This is a genomic window from Fulvimonas sp. R45 (genome assembly GCF_030504985.1).
Taxonomy (GTDB): domain Bacteria; phylum Pseudomonadota; class Gammaproteobacteria; order Xanthomonadales; family Rhodanobacteraceae; genus Rhodanobacter_A.
In genome coordinates this window covers 1-25444 of sequence record NZ_JASERU010000008.1, presented here as the reverse complement: position 1 = coordinate 25444, position 25444 = coordinate 1, and the positions used below count along the sequence as shown (strand labels likewise).

Genomic DNA, 25444 nt, shown 5'->3' with positions numbered 1-25444 from the left:
TCAACCCAGCGGCGGAAAATGCAGGGTCGACCCGGGCCTGAGGCGGCGGAACGACGACAGGCCGTTGAAGCGCGCCACGTCGACGTAATAGCCGCTGTCGCCATAGATGCGATGGCACAGCAGGGGCAGCGTGTCGCCGTCCTTCACCACCACCCGGTGGCTGAGGTCGGGCGATGAAGCGCTGGCTTCCAGCGCCGCCTCCTGCCGGCTCTTGTAGCCCTGGAACGACAGCGACACCTTGGCGCGCAGGGGTGCCCCGCTCGGCTTGAACAGCGTGTAGTCGATGTCCAGCGAGGTCAGCCGCCCGTTGAACAGCAAGGTGCCCCACACGATCTGCACCACGTCCGGCTGGTGCTGCTGGCCGTCGTAGGAGTAGACGATCTTGTTCAGCGCGTCGAGCTGATCCTCCACTTCGCTTGGCAGGCCCACCGGCACCGGCACCGCGCCGGTGCCGTCGAACACCGTGACGAAGGCCAGCGTGTCGGGCTGCATGCGGCTGAAGTTGCGCCCGCTGCCCGGGTCGCCCATCGGCACGCAGCGGCTGAACTCGGTCTTGCGCTTCAGGCTCAGCTCGGCCGGGTTGATCATCAGCGAGATCGACTCCGACGGGTCGCCGCTCGGCGTCACCGAGTCGCCGCTCATGCTGCAGGCGACGATCTTGAGCGCGGCCTTCTGGCCGGACAGGATGGACACCCTCAGCGCTCCCGCAGTCGTTCGAGCTCGGCCGCAAGGCCGGAGCGCAGGGCTTCCGCGCCGCTGCGCCCGTCGTCACACCCGCTGCCGTCGGTCTCGTCGTCCGCCGGCCCAGGCGCCGGCTTGCCGTTGGTGTTGGCGATGTCCGACTTGATCACCATCTGGCGGATTTCCAGCGTCATGGCGCTCTCTCACAGCATTCGTTGGGCGTATTGGTAGGCAAGCTCGATCGTCTCCAGCGCCACTTCGTTCTTGGTCGAGTTGAAGGCGTCGACGTCCCAGCGCACCGGGTACGCGTTGCTGAACAGCCAGGACCGCAGCGGCAGCGACGACGCGTCCAGCAGGCTGACCAGCAGCGGCACCGGCACGATGGGTATCGACAGCCCGCCTTCCAGGGTGGCCTTGCACCAGAGCACCAGGGGCGAGGTCAGCCCCGCCACGCCGCGCTTGAGGGTCAGCTTTTTCTGCTGCACCCCCTTGGGCAGCTGGTGCACGAAGCGGTTCTCGCCCCCTTCGCGCAGCTCCTCCACGTCCATGCCCTGCTCCAGGCCCGACACCTCCTGGAACGAGCTGTCGATGCCCGACGGGATCGCGTTGAAGCTGACGGTGAACTGGAACGCCGCCGGCAGCGGCGCCCCGAGCAGGCTTGCGACGTCACTCATGGCCGGGTCGGTCCGTATCAGCCATTCCCATCTCAGCCATTGGCGATGGTCAGGCCCTCGTGCGCCACCTCGATCGTCTCGATCGCCACTTCGTTGCCCTGCGCCTTCAGGTCGGTGCCGGTGATCTTGGTCGGCCAGGCGTTGATCAGCGTCCACACCATGGTCGGCTTGCCGCTTTCATCGAGCAGGCTGATCGTCACCGGCACGCGCTTGATCGTGTTCATCTTGATCTGGTTGAACCAGTCCCAGAACTTGTTGTCGCCCTTGAACACGCCCTTCTTCATCGTCACGTTGCCGTATTTCTTCAGGCCCGGCATCTTGATCGCCGCATACACCGGGCTGTCGCCGTGCCGGTACTCGATCGGCTGGGCCTCGACGTCCAGCCCGGAAACCTCTTCGAACGACATCACCGCCGAATCCCACTTCACCTGGAAGTAGAACTTCGGCATCGGCCATATGTTGGTGGACTGCTGGGAACCGTCGTCTGCCATGGGAATGCTCCGTCAATGCAAGGTGGTGCGATACGCGCCGCGGGCCGCCACGCGCGACCCGCCGCGGGTCACGATTTCTGCATCTGCTGCTGGAAGGTGATCTCGATGAACTCCGCCGGGCGCACCATCGCCACCAGCACGGTGACGCGCAGGATGCCTTCGAGGATGTCGTCCGGGGTCATCGTTTCGCCCAGCCCGCAGTGCACGCTGAAGGCGTCTTCCGGCACCGCGCCGGCCAGCCCGCCGCGCTTCCAGATGCTGGTCAGGAAGTTCTGGATCATGCTCTTGATGGTGATCCAGGTATTGGCGACGTTGGGCTCGAACACCAGCGCCTTGGCCGCCAGCCGGCAGGACTCCTCCAGCATGATCATCGTGCGGCGCACGTTGATGTAGCGCCAGTCGAGGCTGTTGCCGTCCAGCGTGCGCGCGCCCCACACCAGCACCCCTTCGCCGATGAAGCTGCGGATGGCGTTGATCGACTTGCCCTGGGTGGTGACGTTCAGGTCCTCCTGGTCCACCGCCGAGATCGTCACCGCCGGCGACACCACGCCGGACAGGCTGACGTTGGCCGGCGCCTTCCACACGCCGCGGCTGTTGTCGACCATGGTGTAGATGCCAGCCATCGCCGCGCTCGGCGGCATCAGGTTGAGCTTGCCGCGGACCAGCTCCATGATCGTGTTGAACAGCGGGCTGATCGTGCCGAGCGTCTTGTTGAGCATGGCCTTGTTGGCCAGGATCGCGTCGGCGGTCGGCTTCGGGTCGAGCGCGCTCCAGTCCTTGGTGATGTCGGCGATCGCCTGGATCTGCTCCTTGACCTTGAGACTGGCGCCGTCGGGCGCGGCCTCGGGCAGGCCCAGTTCGCTGCGCAGCAGCGCCTGCAGCACGTCGGCCGAGGCGATGTTCTCGTAGCTCAGCTCGTTCTCGCCCACCACCGTGGTGTTCACCCACGGGTAGTAGGCCGCCGCGTAGTTGAGGAAATTGATGCCCAGGCTGTTGCGGAACGCGTCGACCGGATCGCCGCCCGGGTCGTTGCGCGGCTTGTCGCCGCCCCAGACGTCGAGGATCGCCACGCGGTTGCGCATCTTGTCGCCGCAATGCGCCAGCATGTTCTGCTGCAGGCTGATGCAGTCGGGCTGCTTGAACAGCACCGCCTCGGGAATCACCAGCATCGTGGGCTCCTGCTCCTTGAGCAGTTCCTCGATGCCGCGGTTGAACTTGTCCAGGTCGACGTCCTGCGTGTAGTCGCCCACCGACACCACGTAGCACGGGCCGCCGCCGTTCTGGAAGAAATGCCGCATGGCGTTGTACAGCGTGTAGCAGCCGCCGTCCTTGCCGGCCGGCTGCTCGAGCACGTACTCGGCGGGCTTGTTGTCCTTGTCCAGCGCGGTGAAATCGGCCAGCGCGGACGGGTCGGACTTCACCGCGATGTTGAAGCGCGGATTCGGCGCCATGCCGTAGTACTGGTGGAATTCCGCCATCGAGCTGATCCGCCACGGCTTGAACGCCAGCGGCTTGCTGCGGTTGTCGGCTTTTTCGGTGTGGCCGATGAATGCGGGCACGGCGGTAGCCACTTCCACCACCGAGTTGGGGAACGCATTCTTCTCGACGATATAAACACCCGGTGTCTTCATTGCACCCATCGTTGGGCTCCTGTCAGTGTGTGTCAGCTGTGAACGAAAATTTCCGATACCGCGATCGGCGTGGAGCCTTGCATCTCGCGCCACAGGCCTCGCGGCCGGGCACCGGGCAGCCGCGGCACCAGGACGCGCCCGGGCGCATCGGTGACGTCATGCAGCTGGAAGCGCTGCGCAGGCCGCTCGCGCAGCGTGATCGGCACGCTCGAATACGTCGCCAGCGCCGCGCTGCCGTCGGGCATGCGCTCACTCGCCGGCGCGGTGAACGCTACCTCGCCGCGCGGATCCACGACGGCCAGCTTGCGGTCGCGCCAGTCACCGACCAGCACGTACTTCCAGATCGTGCCGGGGCTGCGCAGGCACAGGCGGTACGACACGCAGGCAGCGGCGTCCCAGCCGGCGAAGTCGTCGGCCGGGCCCGGGTTCAGCGGCAGGGCCAGCGTCGCCAGCGGCGCCGACGCGGACGGCTCGACCGGCAGCAGGGGCGGCACGCGCACGGCGTCGTCCGCCACCTGCGCCGATGCGGTCACCGCCTCGGTGTAATAGGCGCTCTCGGGATCGGCCGAGCGCACGTCGAAGCACAACGCGCGCGGCGTGCCCTCGTCGATGCGTTCGCTCCACAGGTTCGCCCGCTGCCCATCGCAGACGCCGATGACGAAGCCGGACCCTTCAGCATGCATGCGCATGTCGAAGCGGCGCAGGAACGCGGCAGTGGCGGCATGCGGCGAGAACAGCATGCAGGGCGGGCGGCCATCGGCGAAGTAATCGTGCGTGACGTGGACCGCGGCGAGCAGCCGGTAGGCCGACATGCCGGCACGGTCCGCAGCGGGCGGGCTCGCCGGGCCGGTCATTGCGCCCGTACTCCGGTGTCCGCCTGGCTGACGGCGGGATCGCGACCGCGCACGCCGCCGGCATCCAGGGTGATCATGCGTACCCGGAACAGCGCCGACGGCAGGTAGCGTCCGCCGTGGATGCTCCACAGGCTGTGCATCTCCTGGCTGCTCAGGTTCTCCATGTTCAGCGCCAGCCGTTCCAGCCGGCCGTCCATGTCCGGCGTGTTCTGGTGATCGAACACGGCGTTCGCCTGGAAGAAGACGATGGCGCTGGAAAGGAACTTCAGCGCCTCCGGGTAGTGGCTGCCGCTGAAGTTGGCCGCGCACATCACCAGCAGGTTGAGGTAGACCGGCGGCATGCCCTGCGCGATGCCCTGCCCGGCGGAGACGGGGGAAGCCTTGGCCTGGTGCGCCAGGGTGTCGCGCTCGATGCCGCTCAGGAAGAGCGTCACCTTGTTGGCGGACAGCACCACCGGCGCCCCGCCCACCTCCTGCAGGTTGGAGACGACCGCAACATCCTCGGCCACCTGGAAATGTCTCCGGTAGTAGCCATTGAGATGCGTCGCCAAATGCCCCAACACCCGATCGATCACCACGTCGCCCCTGTCCGACGAGTCTCCGCTCCCTGGCGCCCAAGCCGTGCGTCCAGCACGGCGAACGTCCAGCACCCAGGTGCTGGCGCGAGCGGCAGAAGAATGTTTGCAGAGTACCCACACAGCCCGGCTCGCCCCTATCAGCAATCTGCTGATATTGACCTCCGTTTTGCTGATGCCATGACCGAGCCACGGCCGCCCGGTCCAGCCATGGGGCGGCCGGACCACGAAGCGATCGATTGGGAGCGGATGCTTCCGGATGCGCGCCGGGCCCGACGGGAAACCGGCGCTGCGCGGATGCTGTGCCGCGCGATTTCAGTCCAGCGGCGTCATGCCCTGCTTGACTGCGAACCGGGTGAGTTCGGCGAGGCTGCTGATATTGAGCTTGCGGAACACGTGCGACCGGTGCGTGGCCACCGTCTTGGCGCTGATGTGCAGGCGCCGGGCCACCTGCTGGGTGGAGCAGCCCTCGGCGAAAAGCTGGACCACCTCGCGCTCGCGCCAGGTCAGCGGCGGCGGCATCGAGGCGCCATGCCCGCCGCCGGCCGTCCGATAGGCGTTCATCACCGGCGCCACCAGTTCAGCGCTCAGGAACACCTGGTTGCCGAAGGCGTGGCGGATCGCCCGGGCCAGCTCGTCGAAGCAGTTCTCCTTCAGCACGTAACCGGCGGCGCCCGCCTCCAGTGCCTCGGTCACGCGGGCTGGCTGGGCGCTGACCGACAGGCACAGCACCTTGCCCGGCAGCAATTCGCTGCGCATGCGGCGCGCCACTTCGATGCCGCTGACATACGGCATCGCGACATCGGCCACTACCACATCGGGGCGCAGTTCGCGCGCCAGGCGCAGCAACTCTAGGCCATGACCCGCCTGCCCCAGGACCTCGATGTCGGGCTCGTGGCGCAGCAAGGCCATCAGGCCTTCGCGCAGCATGACGTGATCGTCGCCCAGAACGATGCGAATGCTCACGGCCCGGTCATCTTGGCGCGGGCACGCGGCGGGCCGCATCGCGGACCGTCCGGCCCCGCGGGCCAGCACATGCATGCCCGCACCCCGGCGCCCGGCCGGCTGCGCACGCGGAACCCCACCCCGACGCCGGCCAGCCGCTCCGGCAAGGTACCCAGCCCCAATCCCCCCAAGATGCGGCGGCGCCGGTAGAGGGCGGTCGGATCGAACCCGGGTCCGTCGTCGCACACGGTCAGCTCGAAGCCGTCGCCCTCGGCCGCGAGCACCACCTCGGCCTGTGCTCCAGGCGCGTGCTTGCAGGTGTTCAGTAGCAACTCCTGTACCGCGTGCAGCACCATCGCCGTCACCGGCGCCGGCGGGTCGACGACCCGCTCGTCGCACTCCAGGCGCAGCGTCAATGCGGTCAACGCGGCGAGCCGCCGGCCCAGTTGCGCCAGTGCGGCGCCCAGCGACATCGCCGCGACCGGCTCGCTGCCGCCCCCATCGTCGAGCACGTGCCGGATACTGCGCAACGCCTCGCCCAGCAGCGTGCGGACGTTGTTGAGCAGGCGGGCGTCCGCCACGCAGCCGGCTCCCAGGGTTCGGTCCAGCTGGAGCAACGCCAGCGCCATCCACTGCGTGGGACCGTCATGCAGTTGCTGGATCAGCTGCACGTCCGCCAGCGTCGTGCCCGACGACGATCGCGCGTGACTCGGACCTTTCGGGACTACACCGTCAACCGCCTCGTGAATCGGCGACATTCCCCCCCCTTCTCGCCACTCCGCCCGCTGGTGCGTTCCTACACCAGCAACGGGTTGCGCTGTCTCCATGCGGTCGACAGCATCGCGAAAGACATGCCTGTGAGCCGACACAATCTACCATCGGCCTGGACGAAAGTTCCGCCAACCACGGCACGGACGACCCCGACGCCAGGCAACCCGGAATCGTCCCGTGGCCCGCCAGGTGAGGGATCCGGGCGCGCGACGCGCCACCGGCAGGCGCCACTGCGGATACAGCCGCGCCGCCGACGCGCTATTCGATGTTCTGCACCTGCTCGCGCATCTGCTCGATCAGCACCTTCAGCTCCACCGCGGCGTTGGTGGTGCGCGCATCCACCGACTTGGAGCCCAGCGTGTTGGCCTCGCGGTTGAATTCCTGCATCAGGAAGTCGAGGCGGCGCCCCACCGGCTCCTCCAGGCCCAGCACGCGGCGGGTCTCGGCGATGTGGGTGGCAAGGCGGTCCAGTTCCTCGTCCACGTCGCTGCGGGTGACCTGCAGCACCAGTTCCTGCTCCAGCCGGCCGGGGTCGGCGGGCTGCTTCAGGTCGGCCAGGCGCGCTTCGAGCCGCGCGCGCAGCGCGGCGCGGATCTCCGGCATCCAGCCGCGCACCTGGGCGACGATGGCCTCGATGGCGTCCAGCCGCTCGCGCAGCAGCTCGGCCAGCTTGGCGCCCTCGCGCTCGCGGGTGGCGGCGAGCGCGTCCAGCGCCCGGTCAAGCACCTCGAACAGCGCCGCCTGCTGTGCCTCCGGATCGGCCGCCTCCTGCTGCAGCACGCCAGGGAAACGCAGCAGCTCGGTGAACTCCACCCGCAGCTTCGGGAAGCGCGGTTCCAGGTCCAGCGACAGCTCGGCCAGGCGCGCCAGCAACGCGTGGTCCACCTGCAGCGACGCGGCGCGCGCCTCGCCCTGGCGACGCACGGTGAGGTCGACCTTGCCGCGCGACAGCCGCGACGCCACGCGCTCGCGCAGGGCCGGCTCGGCGCCGCGCAGCTCGTCCGGCAGCCGCGGGCTCAGTTCCAGGTAGCGGTGGTTGACCGTGCGCAGCTCGCAGCTGAGCGTGCCGGCGGGGCCGGTGGTTTCGGCGCTGGCGTAGGCCGTCATGCTGCGGATCATCGGGGCGGTCCGTGGGCGGGGAAGGCCGCAATGGTAAACTCTCGCGTCCCCGCCTGCCCAATTCCGGCCAGAGACGCCCGCCATGCCCATGAACGCCTCCCGCCCCAGCGGCCGCGCCAGCGACCAGCTGCGCGACATCCGCATCGAGCGCCACTACACCCGCCACGCCGAGGGTTCGGTGCTGGTGAGCTTCGGCGACACCCGCGTGCTGTGCACCGCCAGCATCGAGGACCGCGTGCCGCAGTGGCTGCGCGGCAAGGGCGAGGGCTGGGTCACCGCCGAATACGGCATGCTGCCGCGCGCCACCCATACCCGCATGCAGCGCGAGGCCGCCCGCGGCGGCCAGGGCGGCCGCACGATGGAGATCCAGCGCCTGATCGGCCGCAGCCTGCGCGCCTGCGTCAACCGCCAGGCGCTGGGCGAGCGCGTGGTCACGCTGGACTGCGACGTGATCCAGGCCGACGGCGGCACCCGCACCGCCGCCATTACCGGCGCCTACGTGGCCCTGGTCGACGCCATGACCGCACTGATGCAGCGCGAGAACCTCAAGCGCAACCCGATCGTGGGTGCGGTCGCCGCCGTGTCGGTGGGCATCTACAAGGGCGTGCCGGTGCTCGACCTCGACTACGCCGAGGATTCCGACTGCGACACCGACATGAACGTGGTGATGAACGACGGCGGCGGCTTCATCGAGGTGCAGGGCACCGCCGAAGGCCACGCCTTCCGTCGCGACGAGATGGACGCGCTGCTGTCGCTGGCCGAAAAGGGCATCGCCGAACTGGTGGCCGCGCAGCGCGCGGCGCTGGCGCAGGCATGACCCTGGCGTTGCGCCGCCTGCGGCCGGAACCGCGCGAACTGGAAGCGGCGCTTGCCGTGCACCGCGCCGCGTTCGGCCGCGACGACGAGGCCCGGCTGGTGCACCGCCTGCGCGAAGCCGGCGACGACGCGCTGGAATGGCTGGCCGAGGCGGACGGCCAGGTGGTCGGCCACGTGGCGTACTCGCCCGTGCGCATCGAGCACGGCGACGACGGATGCGCCCTCGGCCTGGCGCCGGTCGGCGTCCTGCCGGCCTGGCAGCGGCGCGGCGTCGGCCGCGCGCTGATCGAAGCCTCGTTGGATGCGTTGCGCCAGGGCGGCCGCACATCCCTGGTGGTGGTGCTGGGCGATCCGGCCTACTACGCCCGCTTCGGCTTCGCGCCCGCCTCGGCGGCCGGATTGCACGACACCTACGGCGGCGGCGACGCCTTCATGGCGCGAGCACTGCGTCCAGGCGCGCTCGACGGCCGCCATGGCCGCGTGGACTACGCCCCCGCCTTCGACCTGCTTGGAGAATGAACACGTGAACCGCATCGTCCTGGCCAGCAGCAACCCAGGCAAGCTGAAGGAGTTCGGCGCCCTGCTCGCCGACAGCGGCTTCGAGGTGGTGCCGCAGGCCAGCCTCGGCGTGGACGACGCCGAGGAAACCGGCCTCACCTTCGTCGAGAACGCGCTGATCAAGGCGCGCCATGCCGCGCGCGCCACCGGCCTGCCCGCGCTCGCCGACGATTCCGGCCTGTGCGTCGACGCACTGGGCGGCGCGCCCGGCCTGTACTCGGCGCGCTACAGCGGCGGCCACGGCGACGCCGAAGCCAACAACGCCAAACTGCTGCGCGCGCTGGACGGCGTGCCGGACGAGCGGCGCGGGGCCTTCTTCATCGGCGTGCTGGTGCTGCTGCGCCACGCGGAGGATCCGGCCCCGCTGATCGCGGAAGGTCGCTGGCACGGGCGCATCCTCGCCGAAGGCCGCGGCAGCGGCGGCTTCGGCTACAACCCGGTATTCCTGCCGGACGGCCATGCGCAAAGCGTGGCCGAGATGGACGATGCGTTGAAGAACCGCCTCAGCCACCGCGGCCAGGCGCTCGCCGCGCTGCGTCGAATGCTCAGCGCGCCGACTTGACCGCCTTGCCCTTGTAGCGCGCGGGCGCCTCGTGCACGCGGTGCGCGCGCAGGCGCCCGCGCAGCCAGGCCGCGAAGGCTTCGGCTGGCAGGCGACCATCGGCGAGGGCGAGGAATCGAGGAAACAGCTCCTCGTCCGTGGCATCGAGCTGGGCGTCGTTGAGCTCGATGAAGGTTTCACAAGCCACCGCCGCCGTGCGCTTGTTGCCATCGACGAACGGGGGATTGCGTGCCAGCCCGTGCGCCAGCGCCGCGGCAAGATCGGCAAGGTCCGGCGCCGGATCGGCGTAAGCCTGCATCTGCTGGGGCCGGGCCAAAGCCGAGTCGAGCAGGTTGCCGTCGCGCACGCCCGGCATGCCGCCGTGCTCGGCCAGCTGCCGATCATGGATGGCGAGCGCCAATGCCGCGTCGATCCAGATCACATCAGTTCCCCGCCAGCTCATGCAGCAGGTTGCGGCGGCGGCGCATGACCTTTTCCGCCACCTCCATCTTCGCCGCGAATTCCGGATCGAACGCGGCCAGCTTGATGCCGTCGGGCAACTCGGTGACGTAGAGCGTATCGCCCTTCTCCACCCGCAGCCGGGCCAGCAGCTCGCGCGGCAGCACGACGCCGGCCGAGTTGCCCACGGTGGTGATCTTGAGCTTGGTATTCATGGCGGCTCCGCGAAGTTATAACTCACGTTAGTACAAGCGCCGACCGAATACAATGCGCGGATGCCCCTCGTCGCACCGCCCCTGTCGCTCTACGTCCACATGCCGTGGTGCGTGAAGAAGTGTCCGTATTGCGACTTCAACTCGCACGGCCTGCGCGGCGCGCCGCCACCCTATGCCGAATATGCCGAATTGCTGCTGGCCGACCTCGACGCCGATCTCGCCGACTTCGGCGAGGCTGCACGGGAACGCGACGTCATCAGCGTATTCTTCGGCGGCGGCACGCCCAGCCTGTTCGCGCCGGAACTGATCGCGCGCTTCCTCGACGGCGCCCGCGCACGCCTGCCGTTCGCGCGCGATTGCGAGATCACCCTGGAGACCAACCCGGGCACCGTCGAGCACGGCCGCTTCGACGGCTACCTCGCCGCCGGCGTGAACCGGCTCTCCTTCGGCATCCAGAGCTTCGACGACGACAAGCTGAGACGCCTGGGCCGCATCCATTCCGCCGCCGAGGCCGAGGCCGCGGTGAAGTCGGCGCAGGATGCCGGCTACGCCAACCTCAACCTCGACCTGATGTACGCGCTGCCGCAGCAGACGCTGGACGGCGCGCTGGCCGACATCGAACGCGCCGTCGCGCTCGCGCCCGCGCACATCTCGCACTACCAGCTCACGCTGGAGCCGAATACCGCCTTCGCCGCCAACCCGCCGCCATTGCCCGACGACGACCACGCCTGGGCGATGCAGGAGGCCTGCGAGGCGCGCCTGGCCGAAGCCGGCTACGGCCAGTACGAGATTTCCGCCTACGCGCAGCCCGGCCGGCGTTGCACGCACAACCTCAACTACTGGCGCTTCGGCGACTACCTCGGCATCGGCGCCGGCGCGCACGGCAAGCTCAGCGATGCGGCCGCCGGCCAGGTGCGCCGGCGCTGGAAGACCCGCCACCCGCGCGCGTACATGGAAGCCGCCGCCGGCCCCGCGCGCATCGGCGGCGACAATGTGGTCGGCGCCCACGAGCTGCCGTTCGAGTACATGCTCAACGCGCTGCGCCTGATCGACGGCGTGCCGCTGGCCGACTTCGCCGAACGCACCGGCCTGCCACTGGAACGCATGGCCGTACCGCTGGCGGAAGCGCGCCGGCGCGGCTGGCTCGTCGACGATCCGCAACGCCTGCAGGCCACCGCGCAGGGCCAGCGTTTCCTCAACGACACCATCGCCGCCTTCCTGCCCTGACCACGCCGACCTACACTGGCGGGCCCACGCACCACCCGGAGCACGCATGAATCCGCCGCTTGCCGCCCTGTATCCCCAGCACCTCGCCACCGTGCGCGGGCACGCCGACCACGCGCTGGCGCTGGCCGGCTTCGACCACCTGCTGGTGGCCGCCGGCACGCCGCCCGGCAAGTTCCTCGACGACCAGGACTACCCGTTCGTCGCCAACCCGCACTTCAGGCACTGGCTGCCGCTGACCGATGCGCCGGGCAGCTGGATCGCCTACACGCCCGGTGCGAAGCCCAGGCTGGTGTTCGTGCAGCCGCGCGATTACTGGCACGTGGTGCCTGAGGCGCCGCACGGCTACTGGGTGGAGCACTTCGATGTGGTGATCGTGCGCAGCGCGGCGGAAGCCGTGGCGCAGCTGCCGAAGGGACGCAACGCGGTGATCACTCCGGCCTGCCCCGCGGTCGATGGCGTAGAGGCCAACAACCCGCAGGCCGTGCTCGACTGCCTGCACTGGCACCGCAGCTTCAAGACGCCGTACGAACTGGCGCTGATGCGCGAGGCCAACCGCATCGGCGCGCGCGCCCATCGTGCCGCCGAAGCGGCGTTCCGCGCCGGCGAAAGCGAGTTCGGCATCCACATGGCCTACCTCGCCGCCGCGCGGCAGATCGACGCCGAGCTGCCCTACGCCAGCATCGTGGGCCTCAACGAGCACGGCGCGGTGCTGCACTACACCCATTTCGACCGCACGCCGCCGCGCGGGCACCGCTCGTTCCTGATCGACGCCGGCGCCAGCTGCGCCGGCTACGCCAGCGACATCACGCGCACCTACGCGGCGGACGGCCACGCCGGCTTCCAGGCGCTGATCGACAGCATGGATGTCGCGCAGCGCGGCTTCGCAGCGAAGGTGCGCCCGGGACAGAGCTATCCCGAGCTGCACGTCCACGCCCACCACGTGCTGGCCGGCGTGCTGCGCGAGCACGGCTTCATCCGCATGAGCGCGGAAAGCGCGGTGGAGTCCGGCGTCACCGGCGCGTTCTTCCCGCATGGCCTGGGCCACTCCATCGGCGTGCAGGTACACGACGTGGCCGGCTTCCAGCAGAGCGAACGCGGCGGCAGCATCCCGCGCCCTGCGGGCCACCCCTATCTGCGCACGACCCGCGTGCTGCAGCCGGGCATGGTGGTGACGATCGAGCCCGGCCTGTACTTCATCGACATGCTGCTGGCCGGGCTGCGCGACAGGCCGGTCGCCGCCGACATCGACTGGGCAAAGGTCGACGCCTTCCGCCCGTACGGCGGCATCCGCATCGAGGACGACGTGGTGTGCACCGATGGCGAGCCGGAGAACCTCACGCGCGACGCGTTCGCGGCGGCGTAAGCTCGCTCCATCGCCCTCGCCCGCCTGCTGGCAGGAAGGACTCGATAGGAGCGGAATGCCTCAGCGTCCGGCCAGCAGCGCCTCGATCTCGCCCGGGTCCTTCGGCACGCCGGCGGACAGCACCTCGTGGCCGTCGCGCGTCACCGCCACGTCGTCCTCGATGCGAATGCCGATGCCGCGCCAGCGCTCGGCCACGCCGCGCTCGTCGGGCGGCACGTAGATGCCCGGCTCCACCGTCACCACCATGCCCGGCTCCAGCACGCGCGGCTCGCCGTCGACGCGGTAGTCGCCCGCGTCGTGCACGTCCAGGCCCAGCCAGTGGCCGGTCTTGCCCGGGAAGAAGTGCCGGTGGCGGCCCTCGGCGATGGCCGTGTCGGTGTCGCCCTCAAGCAGTCCCAGCGCGCACAGGCCTTCGGCCACGACCCGCACCGCGGCATGGTGCGCGGCGTCGAAGGGGCGACCCGGTTTCACTTCGTCGATCGCGGCCAGTTGCGCGGCCAGCACCACCTCGTACAGCGCACGCTGTTCGCGGCCGTAGCGGCCGTTGACGGGGAACGTGCGGCTGATGTCGGAGGCGTAGCAGTCCAGCTCGGCGCCGGCGTCGATCAGCAGCAGGTCACCGTCGGCCAGCGGCGCGCGGTTGGCGGTGTAGTGCATGGTGCAGGCGTTGGCGCCGCCGGCCACGATGGGCGGGAATGCGGGCACCGCACCACGCCGGCGGATCGCGTATCGCAGCTCGGCTTCCACCTCGTACTCGTGCCGCCCGGGCAGGGCCATGCGCATCGCGGCCAGGTGCGCCTCGGCGGCAATGCCCGCGGCGGCGCGCATCAGGCGCAGTTCGTCGCGCGACTTGTACAGGCGCAGGTCATGCAGCAGGTGGCCCAGCGCCACGAACTCCTTCGGTTCCACGCCGCCGCCGCGCAACTGGCGCAGGCGGCGCATCCAGCCCATCAACTGCGCGTCGAACGCGGGCTCGCGGCCGAAGTGGCAGTACACCCGGGCGCGGCCCTCGATCATGCCGGGCAGGATGTCGTCGATGTCGTCGATGGGGAAGGCGTCGTCCATGCCGCAGGCGGTCACCGCGCGTTCGGTGCCCACGGCCTCGCCGTGCCAGCGCTCGCGCCCGGGGTCGCGCTCGCGGCAGAACAGCACCGCCTCGCCGTGCCGGCGGCCGGGCAGCAGGGCCAGCACGGCGTCGGGCTCGGGGAAGCCGGTGAGGTAGTGGAAGTCCGAATCCTGTCGGTACGGCCAGGCCACGTCGGCATTGCGCAGGCGCTCGGGCGCGGCGGCGACCAGGATCGCCGCGTCCTCGCCGGCCATCTGCATCAGCTGGCGCCGACGGCGCGCGAACTCGGCGACCGCGATGCTCAATGCACGGTGCCGTCCGTGGGGCGGTTGCGGCCGCCGGCGCATTCGGCGTGCAGCAGCATCGCGGCCATGCGCACGAATTCGTGCAGTTCGATCAGCGCGTCCTCGTCCTCGCCTTCGTCGCCGAAGTCGAACGACGCGCCGGCCAGGGTGCCCAGGTCGCGCAGGATCTCCTGCGCCTCCTCCGACAGCTTGCCATGGGCGCCGGCGCCGGCCAGCCCGAAACCGCCGAGGAAGCCGCGGCACCAGTCGCCCAGCGCCTCGGCGCGTTCGGGCAGCGGGCGGTCGTCGGGCGGCAGCAGCGGCTCGAAGCCCAGCTCGGGGTCGGCCAGTTCGGCCTGGGCGAGTTGCGCCAGGCGGTCGAGCAGGGCCAGGTCGGACGGCGCGGGCGTCACCGCCTCCGCGCCTTCGAGCTGCAGCAGCTCCAGCAACGGAGCTGTGCCCGGCCGGCCGCCGCCGGCCAGGAAACCACACAGCGAACCGTGCAGCTCGCTGGCCGCGATGGCCAGGCGCAGGCGCGCCGCCAGGCCGTCCAGTTCGTCGTGGCCGATGGGTTCGTCGGCGTTCATCGCGGCATCCACTCCATTCGCGGGCAAGGCGCCAGTCTAGCAGCGCGACGCCGCACCGCCGGCCGCGCGTGATGCGGCGGGCAAACGCGATGGCGCCCACGGATTTCGCACCGCGTGCTGATATAGTGCGCCGCATGAGCCCGCCCGATTCCGTCCAGCACGAAGTGGCCGCGCTGAGCCAGCAGATCGATCGCCTGCTGGACGTGGTGCGCCGCCTGCATGAGGAAAACCGCAGCCTGCGCCACAGCCAGGAACAGCTGGCCACCGAGCGCGCCGGGCTGCTGGCGCGCAACGAGCAGGCGCGCAGCCGCGTCGAGGCAATGATCCAGCGACTGAAGGCGCTAGAGAGCAATGGCTGAAACCACCCAGGCCAGCGAACCGGTCGCGTTGCGGCTGGTCGACCGCGAATTCCTGATCGCCTGCGCGCCGGACGAGCGCGAGGGCCTGCTGGAAGCCGCGGCCTACCTCGACCGCAAGATGCGCGAGTTGCGCGCCAACGCCCGGGCGCCGGGCTTCGACCGGCTGGCGGTGCTGGCGGCGATCAGCGTCACCCACGAGTTCCTCGCCCTCCGCAGGCAACAGGGCGGCAGCGGCGACAGCACCGCCGATAGCCTCGCCGCGCTGCGCCGCCGGGTGGAAGCGGCACTCGACGGCCAGCCCGGCCCGCTACTAAAATAGGCCCCGGCGTTCTCTGCGGTGTGCGCCAGCACACTCTTACATTTGCCTTGTTCCTAAATACGGCCCCGGGTCGGCATTTCAGCGGCTGTTGCGCATGTCCGCCACGAGCGGAAAGCCTCGAAGCCCTGATCGCCCTCCCACCTGATCCATCGTGGATCAAGGTCGTTCGGTGGGCAGCGGCATCGCGGTCGACGCCACCTCTTTCCACGCCTGGCGGTCGCCCCGGTGGCGACCGCCGGCGACGATCCGCCTGCCGCGACGTCCGCCGGACGCGCCTTGCCGCCAGGAGCCGCGCCACCGTGGACGCCCCCGCCCTACGCAGCGAACTTCGCCGTGAGATGGCCGCGCGGCGGCGCGCGCTGTCGCCGCCCCAGCGCATGGCCGCGGCGCAGGGCCTGCGCCGCAACCTGGAACGGCTGCCCGAATACCACACCGACATGCGCGTGGCCGGCTACTGGGCCACCGACGGCGAGCTGCCGCTGAACCTGGCCATCCCGCCGCTGGCCGGGCGCGGCCAGCAATTCCTGCTGCCACTGATCGGCGACGGGCGCGAGCTGCGCTTCGCCCCCTGGCAGGCCGGCGACCCGGTGCAGCCCAACCGCTACGGCATCCCCGAGCCGGTGGCGCCGCGCGAATGGTTCGCGCCGTTCCAGCTCGACCTGGTGCTGGTGCCGCTGCTGGCCTTCGACCGCCGCGGCCATCGGCTGGGCTACGGCGGCGGCTACTACGACCGCAGCTTCGCCTTCCTGCGCGAGCAGGCGCGCCCCACCGAGCCGCTGCTGGTCGGCATCGCCTACGGTTTCCAGGAACGGGACGCAATCGACGCCGAAACCTGGGACGTGCCGCTGGACTACGTCGCCACCGACCGCGAACTGATCGACTGCCACGGAACGCCCGCATGAGCCCCGCCCGCCACTGGCTGATGAAGTCCGAGCCCGACGCCTTCTCCATCGACGCCCTGAAGCACCGGAAGCAGGAGCCGTGGGACGGCGTGCGCAACTACCAGGCGCGCAACTACATGCGCGAGATGCGCAAGGGCGACCTGGTGTTCTTCTACCACTCCAACTGCGCCGAACCGGGCATCGTGGGCGTGGCCGAGGTGGCCGTGGAGGCCTATCCCGACCCCAGCCAGTTCGACCCGAAAAGCAAATACTTCGACCCGGCCAGCTCGCGCGACGCGCCGCGCTGGTCGCTGGTGGAGGTGCGCTTCAAGCGGAAGCTCAAGCGCACCATCACGCTGGAGGAACTGAAGGCCGACCCCGCGCTGGCGGAGATGCCGCTGGTGCGCAAGGGCAGCCGGCTGTCGGTGATGCCGGTGGCCGCTACCGAATGGAAGCACATCCTCACGCTCGAATGAGCCCTTTCTCCACCGTTCCGGGAACACGCCCATGAGCAACGCCCACGGCGACATCGCCGCGCAGAAACGCCAGGCCGGCGAGGCCGCCCTCCGCTACGTCGAGGACGGCGCCATCGTCGGCGTCGGCACCGGCTCCACCGTGGCGTTCTTCATCGACGCGCTGGCCGGCGTGAAGGACCGCATCAAGGGGGCGGTGTCCAGTTCCGAGCAGTCCACCGCGCAGCTGAAGAAGCACGGCATCGAGGTGCTCGACCTCAACGGCGCTGGCCCGCTGGCGATCTACATCGACGGCGCCGACGAGTGCGACCCGCACAAGCGGCTGATCAAGGGCGGCGGCGCGGCGCTGACCCGCGAGAAGATCGTGGCGGCGGCGGCGGCGAAGTTCGTCTGCATCATCGACGCCAGCAAGCAGGTGGACGTGCTGGGCAGGTTCCCGCTGCCGATCGAGGTGATCCCGATGGCGCGCAGCCTGGTCAGCCGCGAGATCGTGAAGCTGGGCGGCCAGCCGGTGTGGCGCGATGGCGTGGTGACCGACAACGGCAACTGGATCATCGACGTGCACGGCTGGCGCATCGCCGACCCGGTGGCGCTGGAGCGCGAGCTGAACCAGCTGGCCGGCGTGGTCACCGTGGGCCTGTTCGCGCAGCGCCCCGCCGACGTGGTGCTGGTGGGCGACCGGGAAGTCTGAGCGCCGCGTCCCCTCGGCGCTGCCACTGCGCGTCAGCGCGAACCGTCGCGCGCGCCTGCGGCCTTGTCCGGAACCACGATGTCTAGCAGCTTGCCGAGGTACTTGCGCGCCCGCTCCTCCCAGGGCGTGGCCGGTCGGTCCGGGTTCCACACCAGCGTCGCCACGCTCTCGGCCGGCATCGCGTACTCGAAGAAGACCTTGCCCTGCCCTACGCCGATGCGGCGCGCCCCGGTCGTGCTGTTGACCACCACCAGCACGACCGAGCCGTCGGCGTTGCGGAAGGCCACGTTGTTGAGGTCCGGGCCGGTGGCGGTGGACCACACCCGCACCGCGCCGGGCCGCACGAACCGGCTGTAGTGGGCGAACGCGTAGTACTCGTCGTTGCGGCGCACCTCGCCGGTGCGCGAATCGACCAGCACCATGCCCTTGCAGTTGTCGCAGCCGCCGGCATGCGGCCCGTGCTGTTCGTCGAGCGCGAGGTTCCAGTACACCACGCCGCGCGCCCAGTTGCGCAGGCCGCCCAGCAGCAGGTCGCGCGCGAACCACAGCAGTTCGCCGTTCCTCGCCGATTCCCAATCGCCGCCGGAGCATTCGGTCACGTACGCGTCCTTGTGCGGGAAGGCGCTGTGCACGCGGCCCTGCGCCGCCGGGTCGCCCCGGTAGCAATGCCAGGCGATGCCGTCGACGTAGCGCGCCGCGTCGGGGTCGGCCAGCACGGCCAGGGGCTGTTCCGGCATGTCCCAGTTGTGGTCCCAGCCGAGGATGCGGGTGCGCGGCGTGCGGCCGGCCAGGGCGGGGCCGAGGTACTGGCCGATGATCCGCGCGCGCGCGTCCGCCGGCAGCTCCATGCCCGGGTAGGTCAGCGGCAGGAAGGCGGGCTCGTTCTGCACCGTCAGCGCCCAGACCGGGATGCCCTGGCCGCGGAACGCGTCGACGTATTTCACCAGGTACTGCGCGTAGGCCTGCTCGTACGGCTCCAGCAGCGTCCCGCCGATCAGGTTGCCGCTGCTCTTCATCCATGCCGGCGCGCTCCACGGCGAGGCGATGACGTGCAGCTGCGGGTCGATCGCCAGTATTTCGCGCACGGTCGGCACCACGTCGGGCAGCTCGGCCGTGATGTTGAAGTGCTGCAGCTCCGGGTCGACCTGGCCGGCGGGCAGGTCGTCCAGCGTGTAGGGCTTGAGCGAGAAATCCGAGGCGCCGATGGTCAGCCGCAGCATGTTCAGGCCGAGGCCGGGCGGCGGGCCGAACAGCTCCTCGAGCAGCGCGCCGCGCTGCAGGGCGTTCAAGCGGTGCCGGATCAGCCACGCCGAGGCGTCGGTCAACGCCGCGCCGAAGCCGACGATGGTCTGGTAGGTGCGGCCGGTGTCGACGACGATGTCGGTCGGATCCGGCGCCTGCACGAGGACCGGCACGTCGGGCTGCCGCGCCAGGCGTAGCCGCCGGTCCTGCGTGCTCAGCCAGAATCTGGCCACCGGCCCCGACGGCATGGCCGGAAGCACCAGCGGCGCCGGCGCGGGCGGCAGGCGCACCGGCAGGCGCAGCGCGGCCAGCGCGCACACGGTGAGCAGGGCGACCAGCCCGACGGCCGTCCAGCGGGCGCTGTTCCTGCCTTCATCCATGCGCGGCGGCCTCGCTGTACGGCGGTTTCTTCATGGCGACGGTTCTCCCCCGGACCGGAGTGTCGCCGAATCCGCTACGTCCTATGAACACGGAGGGCTGGACATGGGTCGGGGCGGCCTCCAGGGCCGCCGCTCCGCGGACGCCGCACGCTCACTCCGCCACGTGGCCGGCGCCACGCCGGCGCGGCGGCTCCTCGCCGGGCTCCGGGCGCGGCTTGAGGCCGTCGCGGAAACGCAGGTGGCGGCCGGCGTGGCTGGCCTCGCGCAGGCGCCGCGCGTGCGCGGCCAGGATGTCGCCACGGGTGAGGATGCCGACCAGCTTGTGCGGATCGTCCTTGCCCACCACGATCAGCCGGCCCACCTTCTCGGCCACCATGTGGTCGGCCGCCTCGCGCAGCGAGTGTGCCTCGTTCACCGCGATCGGCGGGCGCGTCACCAGCTCGCCCAGGGTCAGCGTGTAGTGCCACTGCGGGTCGAGCAGGCTGCGCCGGGTCAGCACGCCCTGCACGCGGCCCCGTTCGTCCACCACCGGGAAGCCCTGGTGCTGGGCCGCCTCGCCGCCCTGGTCCAGCCAGCGGCGCACCTCGGCCAGCGTCTGTGTGGTCTGCAGCGACACCACGTCGTGCGAGCAGGCGTCGCCCACCGCCACCTGGTCGAGGTAGTCGGCGGTGTACTCGGCCGGCACGCGCACGCCGCGGCGGGCGATCTTCTCGGTCATGATGGTGTTGCGCATCATCAGGGCGGAGATCAGGTAGGCCGCGGTGCAGCCGCCCAGCAGCGGCAGCAGGCCGGCCGGTTGCGCGGTGGTCTCGAACGCGAACACCACCGCGGTGAGCAGCGCGCGCGAGGCGCCGGCGAAGATCGCCGCCATGCCCACCAGCGCGGCAATGCGCGGATCCACGCCAAAATGCGGCGCCAGCGCGGCCGCGCCGATACCCATCATCGCGCCCAGCGCGCCGCCGATGGTGAACAGCGGCGCCAGCGTGCCGCCGGAGGTGCCGCTGCCCAGCGAGATCGACCAGGACAGGAACTTCATCACGCACAGGAAGGCCAGCGCCGCCAGCGTCAGCCGGCCGTTCACGATGTCCTCGATGTTGGTGTAGCCCACGCCCAGGGTCAGCGGCGCGAAGTAGCCGACCACGCCCACCACCAGGCCACCCAGCGCCGGCCACCACATCCAGTGGATCGGCAGCTTCTCGAACCAGTCCTCGATGCCGTAGACGATGCGCGTGGTCCACACGCTGACCAGGCCGACCACCGCGCCGACCAGCACGTAGGTGGCCAGCGCCATGCCGCCCGGCGAGGCCAGCACCGGCATCTGGAACACCGGCGCGGTGCCCATCAGCACGTAGCGCATGCCGGTGGCGGCCACGCAGGCCAGCGCCACCGGGATCAGCGAGCGCGGCCGCAGTTCGAACAGCAACAGTTCCACCGCCAGCACCACCGAGGCGATCGGCGCGGAGAAGATCGCCGACATGCCCGCCGCGGCGCCGGCCGCCAGCAGCACCTTGCGCTCGCTGCCGGTGACCTTGAGGATCTGGCCGATGAAGGAGCCCAGCGCGCCGCCGGTGGCGATGATCGGGCCTTCCGCGCCGAACGGGCCGCCGGTGCCGATCGCGATCGCCGAGGAGATCGGCTTCAGGAAGGTGATGCGCGGCGGGATCTTCGATTCGTTGAGCAGCACCTGCTCCATCGCCTCGGGAATGCCGTGGCCGCGGATCGCGCGCGAACCCCAGCGCGCCATGAAGCCCACGATCACGCCGCCCAGCGCGGGGATCAGCACCACCCACCAGCCCAGGTGCGGCACCGCGTCGGCGGGCGAGGAGAACGCGGCGGAGACGCGGCCGTAGAACACCAGGTTGGTGATCAGGCCGATCAGCATGGTGAGCACTTTCGCGATCAGTGCCGCGCCGATGCCCAGCACCACCGACACCGCGGTGATGCGCAGCACACGGCGGTCGACCAGGGTGGAACGGCGCGGCATGCGCGCGGCGTCCAGGCTCATGCTCATCGCCGGCGCCAGCGGCAGCGCGTCGGTGCTGCCCTCGGTGCGCACGCCCGGGCGACCGGGATCGTTCTCGCTTGCTGTGGTCATGGAATCGCCGAGTGGATCAAAAGCGGGAATTCTACGCTTGTGCGTTGCAAAACCGAAGGGCGCGAGGCCGCCCAGATGCCCGCAGGAACCTGCGATCGGCAGCGAACGGCATCCATCGTGCGCGCAGCGCGGCGCGCATCCGCAATGCACCTCTCCCGGAAACGCGAAAACCCGCCTGGCGGCGGGTTTCCGGACGGTCGTCGCGATGCGCGACCGGTTTCGTATTGGCAGCCCCGGATGGATTCGAACCACCGAATGCCTGAGTCAGAGTCAGGTGCCTTACCGCTTGGCGACGGGGCTATGCAGCGTATTTTAGCGCTTGGAGAACTGGGTTGCACGACGTGCCTTGTGCAGACCCACCTTCTTGCGCTCCACCTCGCGGGCGTCGCGGGTGACGAAGCCGGCCTTGCGCAGCGGCGACTTCAGGCTTTCGTCGTACTCGATCAGCGCACGGGCGATGCCGAGGCGGATGGCGCCGGCCTGACCGGTGATGCCGCCGCCCGAGACGGTGATCTTGATGTCGAACTTGCCGGTGCTCTCGGTCAGCTCAAGCGGCTGGCGCACGATCATGCGCGAGGTCTCGCGGCCGAAGAACTGGTCCAGCGGCTTGCCGTTGACTTCGATGGCGCCGCTGCCCTTGCGCAGGAACACGCGGGCGGCGGAGGTCTTGCGGCGGCCGGTGCCGTAATTCTGCTGGATTGCCATGGGTTTTCCTTAGATCTCCAGCGCCTGCGGCTGCTGGGCGGTATGCGGATGCTCGGCGCCGCCGTACACCTTGAGCTTGCGGTACATCGCGCGGCCCAGCGGATTCTTCGGCAGCATGCCCTTGACGGCGATCTCGATCACGCGCTCCGGATGCGTGGCCAGCATGTCCTTCAGGCTGGTGGTCTTCAGGTTGCCGACGTAGCCGGTGAAGCGGTGATACATCTTGTCGTCCAGCTTGGCGCCGGTGACGGCCACCTTCTGCGCGTTGATCACGACGATGTAGTCGCCGGTGTCGACGTGCGGGGTGAACTCCGGCTTGTGCTTGCCGCGCAGGCGACGGGCGATCTCGGTCGACAGGCGACCGAGCGTCTTGTCCGTGGCGTCGACCACGAACCAGTCGCGCTTGACGCTTTCCGGCTTGGCGCTGAACGTTTTCATTTCGGAATACCTATCTGCCGCCACGAGGGCGGTTGGCGGAATCGGTGAAGCAAAGGCGCGAGATGATAGCGGAGCTTCCATCCATCGCGCAAGCCCGGGATCGACGTCTGCGCCGGCGGGCTGCGAGTCGGCGATGATAGCATGAACCCCATGCTTGAGAATCCCCCCGACGGCGTCGCCACGCCGGGCCCGCGACGCCTGCCGCCGGCCCGGGCGACCGTCCCGGCACCCGCCGGCGCAGCAGCCCGAACCTTCCGGAGCCACCCATGAACGCACGCACCCTCACCCCGCTGGACCGCCTGCTGGCCGGCCTCGGCCGCGCCCTGGAGACCGTCGCCGGCACGCCGCAGGCCGCCCGCCCCTCGCCGGCGGTGGAACTGCCGGAGGCCGAGCTGGACGATGCCGGGCGCCGCCACGCCGCCGGCCTGATGCGCATCAACCACACCGGCGAGGTGTGCGCCCAGGCGCTCTACGACGGCCAGGCCGCGCTGGCCCGGCACGAGGACAACCGTGCCCACCTGCTGCACGCCGCCGCCGAGGAAACCGACCACCTGGCCTGGTGCGCCGAACGCCTGAAGGAACTGGACAGCCGTCCCAGCCTGCTCAACCCGCTGTGGTACGCGGGCAGCTATGCGATCGGCGCGCTGGCCGCCCTGGCCGGCGACCCGGTGAGCCTGGGCTTCGTGGTCGAGACCGAGCGCCAGGTGGAAGCCCACCTGGCCGAGCACATCGACCGCCTGCCCGCCCCGGACGAACGCTCGCGCGCGGTGCTGCGGCAGATGCAGGCCGACGAGCTGCGCCATGCGCAGGCCGCCCAGACGCGCGGCGGCGTCGACCTGCCGTTCCCGGTCCCGCAGCTGATGCGCGCCAGCTCGATGGTGATGAAGACGGTGGCGTACCGGATCTGACGCTTCACCGATGGCGTGGAATTGCGCCCGCCCTCGCACCCGTCATTCCGGCGCAGGCCGGAATCCAGAGACGTCGGTATATGGTTTTCGCGAAAACCCGTCGCTCCTGCCACTGGATTCCGGCCTGCGCCGGAATGACGGGCAAAAGCACGGCCACCCCTTGCCGCCCGGCCCATGAAAAACCCGCCTCGCGGCGGGTTTTTCGTCACGTCACATCAGGTTGCGGCCGTGGAACAGTTCCTCGATCTCACGCCGCAGCAGCGACTCGATCTTCTGCCGCTCCTTGAACGAGAGGTCGTCGGCGTGGGCCTCGAACAGGTAGGTGTCGAGGTCGAAGTCCTTGATGTGCATCTTGGTGTGGAACATGTTCTCCTGGTACACGTTCACGTCGAACATCTCGTACTTCTGCTTGATGTGGCGCGCCAGGTAGTCCTGCACCGAGTTGATCTTGTGGTCGATGAAGTGCTTCTTGCCCTTCACGTCGCGGGTGAAGCCGCGCACGCGGTAGTCGCACACCACGATGTCCGATTCGAAGCTGTCGATCAGGTAGTTCAGCGCCTTCAGCGGCGAGATCACGCCGCAGGTGGCCACGTCGATGTCGGCGCGGAAGGTGGCGATGCCGTTGTGCGGGTGCGTCTCCGGGTAGGTATGGACGGTGATGTGGCTCTTGTCCATGTGCGCCACCACCGCGCCCGCGATCGAGTCGCGGCCGAGCTTCTCCACCACCGGCTCCTCGGAGATCAGGATCGTCACCGAGGCGCCCTGCGGGTCGTAGTCCTGGCGGGCCACGTTGAGGATGTTCGCGCCGATGATCTCGGCCACGTCGGTGAGGATCTGGGTGAGGCGGTCGGCGTCGTACTGCTCGTCGATGTACTCGATGTAGCGCTGGCGCTGTTCCTCGGACACCGCGTAGCAGATGTCGTAGATGTTGAAGCTCAGCGCCTTGGTGAGGTTGTTGAAGCCCTGCAGGCGCAGACGGGGGAGGGGTTTAACCACGGCGACTCTCCATGGCCGGTTCGCGGCCAGCAGACGAGGCGGGTTAGCAGCAAGGGTCCCCGCTGGAAACTGGACACGAAAGACCCTTATCTTTCGCGTCCCCGGCAAGGCCGCGCGACGGATCGCCGGCCGAAAGACTGCGAAGTATGCGGCAAAACCCGGAAAAACTGAACCTGCCAGCCGGCCGCCACTTTGCCATAATGGCCGGGTTGCAAGGGACCCGCACAGACAGAGCGCGGCCGCCGTCCACCGGCGGCCCTTGAGACACTATTTCTTCGGGGAAGACTCGTGGTGCAACTCAAATACCAACTGCAACAGGCGTTCGAGCGGTCGCAGGCCCCGCTCGGCTTCGCCCCCGATCCCGCCTCGATGGAGCGCTTCCTGGCGCTGTGCCACCGGCGGCGCTACCCGGGCAAGACGGCGATCATCCGCCCGGGCGACCCGGCCAACACGCTGTACTACATCATGGAAGGCTCGCTGGCCGTCTGCACCGAGGACGAGCAGGGCCGCGAGCTGATCCTGGCCTACCTCAGCCGCGGCCAGTTCATCGGCGAGATGGGCCTGTTCGTGGAGCAGGCCCAGCGCGAGTCGGTGGTGCGCAGCCGCACCCCCTGCGAGATGGCCGAGATCAGCTACGAGCGCCTGTTCCAGCTGATGGAGGGCCCGCTGCGCGAGGAATGCCCCAAGATCCTGTTCGCGATCGGCTCCCAGCTCACCAACCGCCTGCTGCGCACCTCGCGCCAGGTGAGCCGGATGGCCTTCATGGACGTCACCAACCGCATCTCGCGCACCCTGCTGGACCTGTGCCAGGAACCGGACGCGATGACCCACCCGGACGGCACCCAGATCCGCATCTCCCGCCAGGAGGTCAGCCGCATCGTGGGCTGCTCGCGCGAGATGGTCGGCCGCGTGCTCAAGCAGCTGGAGGAGCAGCGGATGATCGACGTCTCCGGCAAGACCATCGTGGTGCGCGGCACCCGCTAGCCTGCCGCCCGCCGGAGCTCTCAGAGCCTGTTCAAAGTCTCCTGAGGAGCAGGGTCAGGAAGGCCAGGTGGATGAACTGTCGGCTGGTATTGAGGTGACGTTCGGCGTTCTTCCAT

At 69.7% G+C, this 25444-nt stretch carries 31 protein-coding genes, 1 tRNA gene, 1 other RNA gene and 1 pseudogene; 13 read left to right on the top strand and 21 right to left on the bottom strand.

Features of this window, described 5'->3' with window-relative positions; translation table 11 throughout:
• From QMK61_RS09425 to QMK61_RS09380, 10 genes are all read right to left on the bottom strand, one after another.
• Positions 1–693: a hypothetical protein gene (locus tag QMK61_RS09425; RefSeq protein WP_302071946.1), complete on the bottom strand. Its 693-nt coding sequence runs from the start codon at positions 691–693 to the stop codon at positions 1–3.
• A 2-nt stretch (positions 694–695) separates the two neighbouring features.
• On the bottom strand, positions 696–875 hold the full coding sequence (locus tag QMK61_RS09420) for a DUF5908 family protein (protein ID WP_302071945.1): 180 nt from the start codon (positions 873–875) through the stop codon (positions 696–698).
• A gap of 9 nt (positions 876–884) precedes the next feature.
• Complete coding sequence (locus tag QMK61_RS09415) at positions 885–1355, bottom strand: phage tail protein (RefSeq protein WP_302071944.1); 471 nt, start codon at positions 1353–1355, stop codon at positions 885–887.
• A 32-nt stretch (positions 1356–1387) separates the two neighbouring features.
• Entirely contained in the window at positions 1388–1846 is a 459-nt protein-coding gene (locus QMK61_RS09410; RefSeq protein WP_302071943.1) for a phage tail protein, read from the bottom strand.
• A 68-nt stretch (positions 1847–1914) separates the two neighbouring features.
• Entirely contained in the window at positions 1915–3477 is a 1563-nt protein-coding gene (locus QMK61_RS09405) for a phage tail sheath C-terminal domain-containing protein (RefSeq protein WP_302071942.1), read from the bottom strand.
• Between the two features lie 32 nt (positions 3478–3509).
• Positions 3510–4289: a hypothetical protein gene (locus tag QMK61_RS09400; protein ID WP_302071941.1), complete on the bottom strand. Its 780-nt coding sequence runs from the start codon at positions 4287–4289 to the stop codon at positions 3510–3512.
• A 38-nt stretch (positions 4290–4327) separates the two neighbouring features.
• Entirely contained in the window at positions 4328–4882 is a 555-nt protein-coding gene (locus QMK61_RS09395) for a DUF4255 domain-containing protein (RefSeq protein ID WP_302071940.1), read from the bottom strand.
• Positions 4883–5221: 339 nt separating this feature from the next.
• Entirely contained in the window at positions 5222–5872 is a 651-nt protein-coding gene (locus QMK61_RS09390; RefSeq protein ID WP_302071939.1) for a response regulator transcription factor, read from the bottom strand.
• Positions 5869–6609, bottom strand: coding sequence for an ATP-binding protein (locus QMK61_RS09385; RefSeq protein WP_302071938.1), 741 nt, complete (start codon positions 6607–6609; stop codon positions 5869–5871). The genes QMK61_RS09390 and QMK61_RS09385 overlap by 4 nt, the downstream gene beginning before the upstream one ends.
• A 271-nt stretch (positions 6610–6880) precedes the next feature.
• Complete coding sequence (locus QMK61_RS09380) at positions 6881–7741, bottom strand: YicC/YloC family endoribonuclease (RefSeq protein WP_302071937.1); 861 nt, start codon at positions 7739–7741, stop codon at positions 6881–6883.
• Positions 7742–7829: 88 nt separating this feature from the next.
• On the opposite strand from QMK61_RS09380, the gene rph reads away from it, so the two are divergent.
• From rph to rdgB, 3 genes are read left to right on the top strand one after another with little or no spacing between them, the layout of a single operon-like run.
• On the top strand, positions 7830–8558 hold the full coding sequence (gene rph, locus QMK61_RS09375; RefSeq protein WP_302071936.1) for a ribonuclease PH: 729 nt from the start codon (positions 7830–7832) through the stop codon (positions 8556–8558).
• Positions 8555–9076, top strand: a complete 522-nt coding sequence (locus tag QMK61_RS09370; protein WP_302071935.1) for an N-acetyltransferase — start codon at positions 8555–8557, stop codon at positions 9074–9076. The genes rph and QMK61_RS09370 overlap by 4 nt, the downstream gene beginning before the upstream one ends.
• Before the next feature lie 4 nt (positions 9077–9080).
• The gene (gene rdgB / locus QMK61_RS09365) at positions 9081–9677 is read left to right on the top strand and encodes an RdgB/HAM1 family non-canonical purine NTP pyrophosphatase (protein ID WP_302071934.1); all 597 of its coding nucleotides are present in this window, start codon (positions 9081–9083) and stop codon (positions 9675–9677) included.
• On the opposite strand, the gene QMK61_RS09360 is transcribed toward rdgB, so the two are convergent.
• Both QMK61_RS09360 and QMK61_RS09355 read right to left on the bottom strand, forming a co-directional pair.
• The gene (locus QMK61_RS09360) at positions 9661–10119 is read right to left on the bottom strand and encodes a type II toxin-antitoxin system death-on-curing family toxin (RefSeq protein ID WP_302071933.1); all 459 of its coding nucleotides are present in this window, start codon (positions 10117–10119) and stop codon (positions 9661–9663) included. The genes rdgB and QMK61_RS09360 overlap by 17 nt on opposite strands.
• The gene (locus QMK61_RS09355; RefSeq protein ID WP_302071932.1) at positions 10100–10330 is read right to left on the bottom strand and encodes an AbrB/MazE/SpoVT family DNA-binding domain-containing protein; all 231 of its coding nucleotides are present in this window, start codon (positions 10328–10330) and stop codon (positions 10100–10102) included. Before QMK61_RS09355 ends, QMK61_RS09360 begins: the two co-directional genes overlap by 20 nt.
• 60 nt (positions 10331–10390) lie before the next feature.
• On the opposite strand from QMK61_RS09355, the gene hemW reads away from it, so the two are divergent.
• Positions 10391–11557: a radical SAM family heme chaperone HemW gene (hemW, locus tag QMK61_RS09350; RefSeq protein ID WP_302071931.1), complete on the top strand. Its 1167-nt coding sequence runs from the start codon at positions 10391–10393 to the stop codon at positions 11555–11557.
• A 46-nt stretch (positions 11558–11603) separates the two neighbouring features.
• Positions 11604–12920, top strand: coding sequence for a Xaa-Pro dipeptidase (gene pepQ / locus QMK61_RS09345; RefSeq protein WP_302071930.1), 1317 nt, complete (start codon positions 11604–11606; stop codon positions 12918–12920).
• A gap of 60 nt (positions 12921–12980) precedes the next feature.
• Here the strand turns inward: pepQ and QMK61_RS09340 are convergent, their stop codons facing one another.
• The gene (locus QMK61_RS09340; RefSeq protein WP_302071929.1) at positions 12981–14333 is read right to left on the bottom strand and encodes an aminopeptidase P N-terminal domain-containing protein; all 1353 of its coding nucleotides are present in this window, start codon (positions 14331–14333) and stop codon (positions 12981–12983) included.
• Positions 14288–14857, bottom strand: a complete 570-nt coding sequence (locus QMK61_RS09335; protein WP_302071928.1) for a UPF0149 family protein — start codon at positions 14855–14857, stop codon at positions 14288–14290. The genes QMK61_RS09340 and QMK61_RS09335 overlap by 46 nt, the downstream gene beginning before the upstream one ends.
• A gap of 134 nt (positions 14858–14991) precedes the next feature.
• On the opposite strand from QMK61_RS09335, the gene QMK61_RS09330 reads away from it, so the two are divergent.
• From QMK61_RS09330 to rpiA, 6 genes are all read left to right on the top strand, one after another.
• Positions 14992–15216, top strand: coding sequence for a TIGR02449 family protein (locus QMK61_RS09330; protein ID WP_302071927.1), 225 nt, complete (start codon positions 14992–14994; stop codon positions 15214–15216).
• Positions 15209–15535 (top strand): cell division protein ZapA, encoded by a 327-nt coding sequence (locus QMK61_RS09325; protein ID WP_302071926.1) that lies wholly within the window; start codon positions 15209–15211, stop codon positions 15533–15535. Before QMK61_RS09330 ends, QMK61_RS09325 begins: the two co-directional genes overlap by 8 nt.
• Before the next feature lie 7 nt (positions 15536–15542).
• A non-coding RNA gene (ssrS, locus tag QMK61_RS09320) (6S RNA) lies at positions 15543–15730 on the top strand.
• Positions 15731–15834: 104 nt separating this feature from the next.
• Positions 15835–16437 (top strand): 5-formyltetrahydrofolate cyclo-ligase, encoded by a 603-nt coding sequence (locus QMK61_RS09315; protein ID WP_302071925.1) that lies wholly within the window; start codon positions 15835–15837, stop codon positions 16435–16437.
• Entirely contained in the window at positions 16434–16892 is a 459-nt protein-coding gene (locus QMK61_RS09310) for an EVE domain-containing protein (protein WP_302071924.1), read from the top strand. Before QMK61_RS09315 ends, QMK61_RS09310 begins: the two co-directional genes overlap by 4 nt.
• A 31-nt stretch (positions 16893–16923) precedes the next feature.
• Positions 16924–17580 (top strand): ribose-5-phosphate isomerase RpiA, encoded by a 657-nt coding sequence (gene rpiA / locus QMK61_RS09305; protein ID WP_302071923.1) that lies wholly within the window; start codon positions 16924–16926, stop codon positions 17578–17580.
• A gap of 32 nt (positions 17581–17612) precedes the next feature.
• Here the strand turns inward: rpiA and QMK61_RS09300 are convergent, their stop codons facing one another.
• The 5 genes from QMK61_RS09300 to rplM all read right to left on the bottom strand — a co-directional run bounded on the left by QMK61_RS09300 (position 17613) and on the right by rplM (position 22440).
• The gene (locus QMK61_RS09300; RefSeq protein ID WP_302071922.1) at positions 17613–19202 is read right to left on the bottom strand and encodes a glycoside hydrolase family 30 beta sandwich domain-containing protein; all 1590 of its coding nucleotides are present in this window, start codon (positions 19200–19202) and stop codon (positions 17613–17615) included.
• A 151-nt stretch (positions 19203–19353) separates the two neighbouring features.
• Positions 19354–21297 (bottom strand): chloride channel protein, encoded by a 1944-nt coding sequence (locus QMK61_RS09295; protein WP_302071921.1) that lies wholly within the window; start codon positions 21295–21297, stop codon positions 19354–19356.
• Between the two features lie 225 nt (positions 21298–21522).
• A tRNA-Gln gene (locus QMK61_RS09290) sits at positions 21523–21597 on the bottom strand.
• 12 nt (positions 21598–21609) lie between these two features.
• On the bottom strand, positions 21610–22002 hold the full coding sequence (gene rpsI / locus QMK61_RS09285) for a 30S ribosomal protein S9 (RefSeq protein ID WP_302071920.1): 393 nt from the start codon (positions 22000–22002) through the stop codon (positions 21610–21612).
• 9 nt (positions 22003–22011) lie between these two features.
• The gene (rplM, locus tag QMK61_RS09280) at positions 22012–22440 is read right to left on the bottom strand and encodes a 50S ribosomal protein L13 (protein WP_302071919.1); all 429 of its coding nucleotides are present in this window, start codon (positions 22438–22440) and stop codon (positions 22012–22014) included.
• A 266-nt stretch (positions 22441–22706) separates the two neighbouring features.
• Here rplM and coq7 point away from each other — a divergent pair, with 266 nt between their 5' ends.
• On the top strand, positions 22707–23348 hold the full coding sequence (coq7, locus tag QMK61_RS09275) for a 2-polyprenyl-3-methyl-6-methoxy-1,4-benzoquinone monooxygenase (protein WP_302071918.1): 642 nt from the start codon (positions 22707–22709) through the stop codon (positions 23346–23348).
• A 210-nt stretch (positions 23349–23558) separates the two neighbouring features.
• Here the strand turns inward: coq7 and speD are convergent, their stop codons facing one another.
• A complete protein-coding gene (speD, locus tag QMK61_RS09270; RefSeq protein WP_302071917.1) occupies positions 23559–24344 on the bottom strand; it encodes an adenosylmethionine decarboxylase in 786 nt (261 codons plus the stop codon).
• A gap of 288 nt (positions 24345–24632) precedes the next feature.
• Here speD and crp point away from each other — a divergent pair, with 288 nt between their 5' ends.
• A complete protein-coding gene (gene crp / locus QMK61_RS09265; protein ID WP_302071916.1) occupies positions 24633–25328 on the top strand; it encodes a cAMP-activated global transcriptional regulator CRP in 696 nt (231 codons plus the stop codon).
• Positions 25329–25359: 31 nt separating this feature from the next.
• On the opposite strand, the pseudogene QMK61_RS09260 reads toward crp, so the two are convergent.
• Positions 25360–25444 (bottom strand): annotated as a pseudogene (locus QMK61_RS09260) (IS5/IS1182 family transposase); the annotation flags it as partial.

What these genes read in the sequence shown, in the direction of transcription:
- QMK61_RS09340 (WP_302071929.1), bottom strand. Translation starts at nt 14,333, where the DNA reads ATGCGCCGGCGGCCGCAACCGCCCCACGGACGGCACCGTGCATTGAGC.
- QMK61_RS09360 (WP_302071933.1), bottom strand. Translation starts at nt 10,119, where the DNA reads ATGAGCTGGCGGGGAACTGATGTGATCTGGATCGACGCGGCATTGGCG.
- QMK61_RS09335 (WP_302071928.1), bottom strand. Translation starts at nt 14,857, where the DNA reads ATGAACGCCGACGAACCCATCGGCCACGACGAACTGGACGGCCTGGCG.
- rph (WP_302071936.1), top strand. Translation starts at nt 7,830, where the DNA reads ATGAACGCCTCCCGCCCCAGCGGCCGCGCCAGCGACCAGCTGCGCGAC.
- QMK61_RS09380 (WP_302071937.1), bottom strand. Translation starts at nt 7,741, where the DNA reads ATGATCCGCAGCATGACGGCCTACGCCAGCGCCGAAACCACCGGCCCC.
- rplM (WP_302071919.1), bottom strand. Translation starts at nt 22,440, where the DNA reads ATGAAAACGTTCAGCGCCAAGCCGGAAAGCGTCAAGCGCGACTGGTTC.
- pepQ (WP_302071930.1), top strand. Translation starts at nt 11,604, where the DNA reads ATGAATCCGCCGCTTGCCGCCCTGTATCCCCAGCACCTCGCCACCGTG.
- QMK61_RS09405 (WP_302071942.1), bottom strand. Translation starts at nt 3,477, where the DNA reads ATGAAGACACCGGGTGTTTATATCGTCGAGAAGAATGCGTTCCCCAAC.
- hemW (WP_302071931.1), top strand. Translation starts at nt 10,391, where the DNA reads ATGCCCCTCGTCGCACCGCCCCTGTCGCTCTACGTCCACATGCCGTGG.
- QMK61_RS09410 (WP_302071943.1), bottom strand. Translation starts at nt 1,846, where the DNA reads ATGGCAGACGACGGTTCCCAGCAGTCCACCAACATATGGCCGATGCCG.
- QMK61_RS09415 (WP_302071944.1), bottom strand. Translation starts at nt 1,355, where the DNA reads ATGAGTGACGTCGCAAGCCTGCTCGGGGCGCCGCTGCCGGCGGCGTTC.
- rpiA (WP_302071923.1), top strand. Translation starts at nt 16,924, where the DNA reads ATGAGCAACGCCCACGGCGACATCGCCGCGCAGAAACGCCAGGCCGGC.
- QMK61_RS09370 (WP_302071935.1), top strand. Translation starts at nt 8,555, where the DNA reads ATGACCCTGGCGTTGCGCCGCCTGCGGCCGGAACCGCGCGAACTGGAA.
- QMK61_RS09295 (WP_302071921.1), bottom strand. Translation starts at nt 21,297, where the DNA reads ATGACCACAGCAAGCGAGAACGATCCCGGTCGCCCGGGCGTGCGCACC.
- QMK61_RS09325 (WP_302071926.1), top strand. Translation starts at nt 15,209, where the DNA reads ATGGCTGAAACCACCCAGGCCAGCGAACCGGTCGCGTTGCGGCTGGTC.
- QMK61_RS09300 (WP_302071922.1), bottom strand. Translation starts at nt 19,202, where the DNA reads ATGGATGAAGGCAGGAACAGCGCCCGCTGGACGGCCGTCGGGCTGGTC.
- QMK61_RS09420 (WP_302071945.1), bottom strand. Translation starts at nt 875, where the DNA reads ATGACGCTGGAAATCCGCCAGATGGTGATCAAGTCGGACATCGCCAAC.
- QMK61_RS09330 (WP_302071927.1), top strand. Translation starts at nt 14,992, where the DNA reads ATGAGCCCGCCCGATTCCGTCCAGCACGAAGTGGCCGCGCTGAGCCAG.
- QMK61_RS09400 (WP_302071941.1), bottom strand. Translation starts at nt 4,289, where the DNA reads ATGTCGGCCTACCGGCTGCTCGCCGCGGTCCACGTCACGCACGATTAC.
- QMK61_RS09310 (WP_302071924.1), top strand. Translation starts at nt 16,434, where the DNA reads ATGAGCCCCGCCCGCCACTGGCTGATGAAGTCCGAGCCCGACGCCTTC.
- QMK61_RS09385 (WP_302071938.1), bottom strand. Translation starts at nt 6,609, where the DNA reads ATGTCGCCGATTCACGAGGCGGTTGACGGTGTAGTCCCGAAAGGTCCG.
- rpsI (WP_302071920.1), bottom strand. Translation starts at nt 22,002, where the DNA reads ATGGCAATCCAGCAGAATTACGGCACCGGCCGCCGCAAGACCTCCGCC.
- QMK61_RS09355 (WP_302071932.1), bottom strand. Translation starts at nt 10,330, where the DNA reads ATGAATACCAAGCTCAAGATCACCACCGTGGGCAACTCGGCCGGCGTC.
- coq7 (WP_302071918.1), top strand. Translation starts at nt 22,707, where the DNA reads ATGAACGCACGCACCCTCACCCCGCTGGACCGCCTGCTGGCCGGCCTC.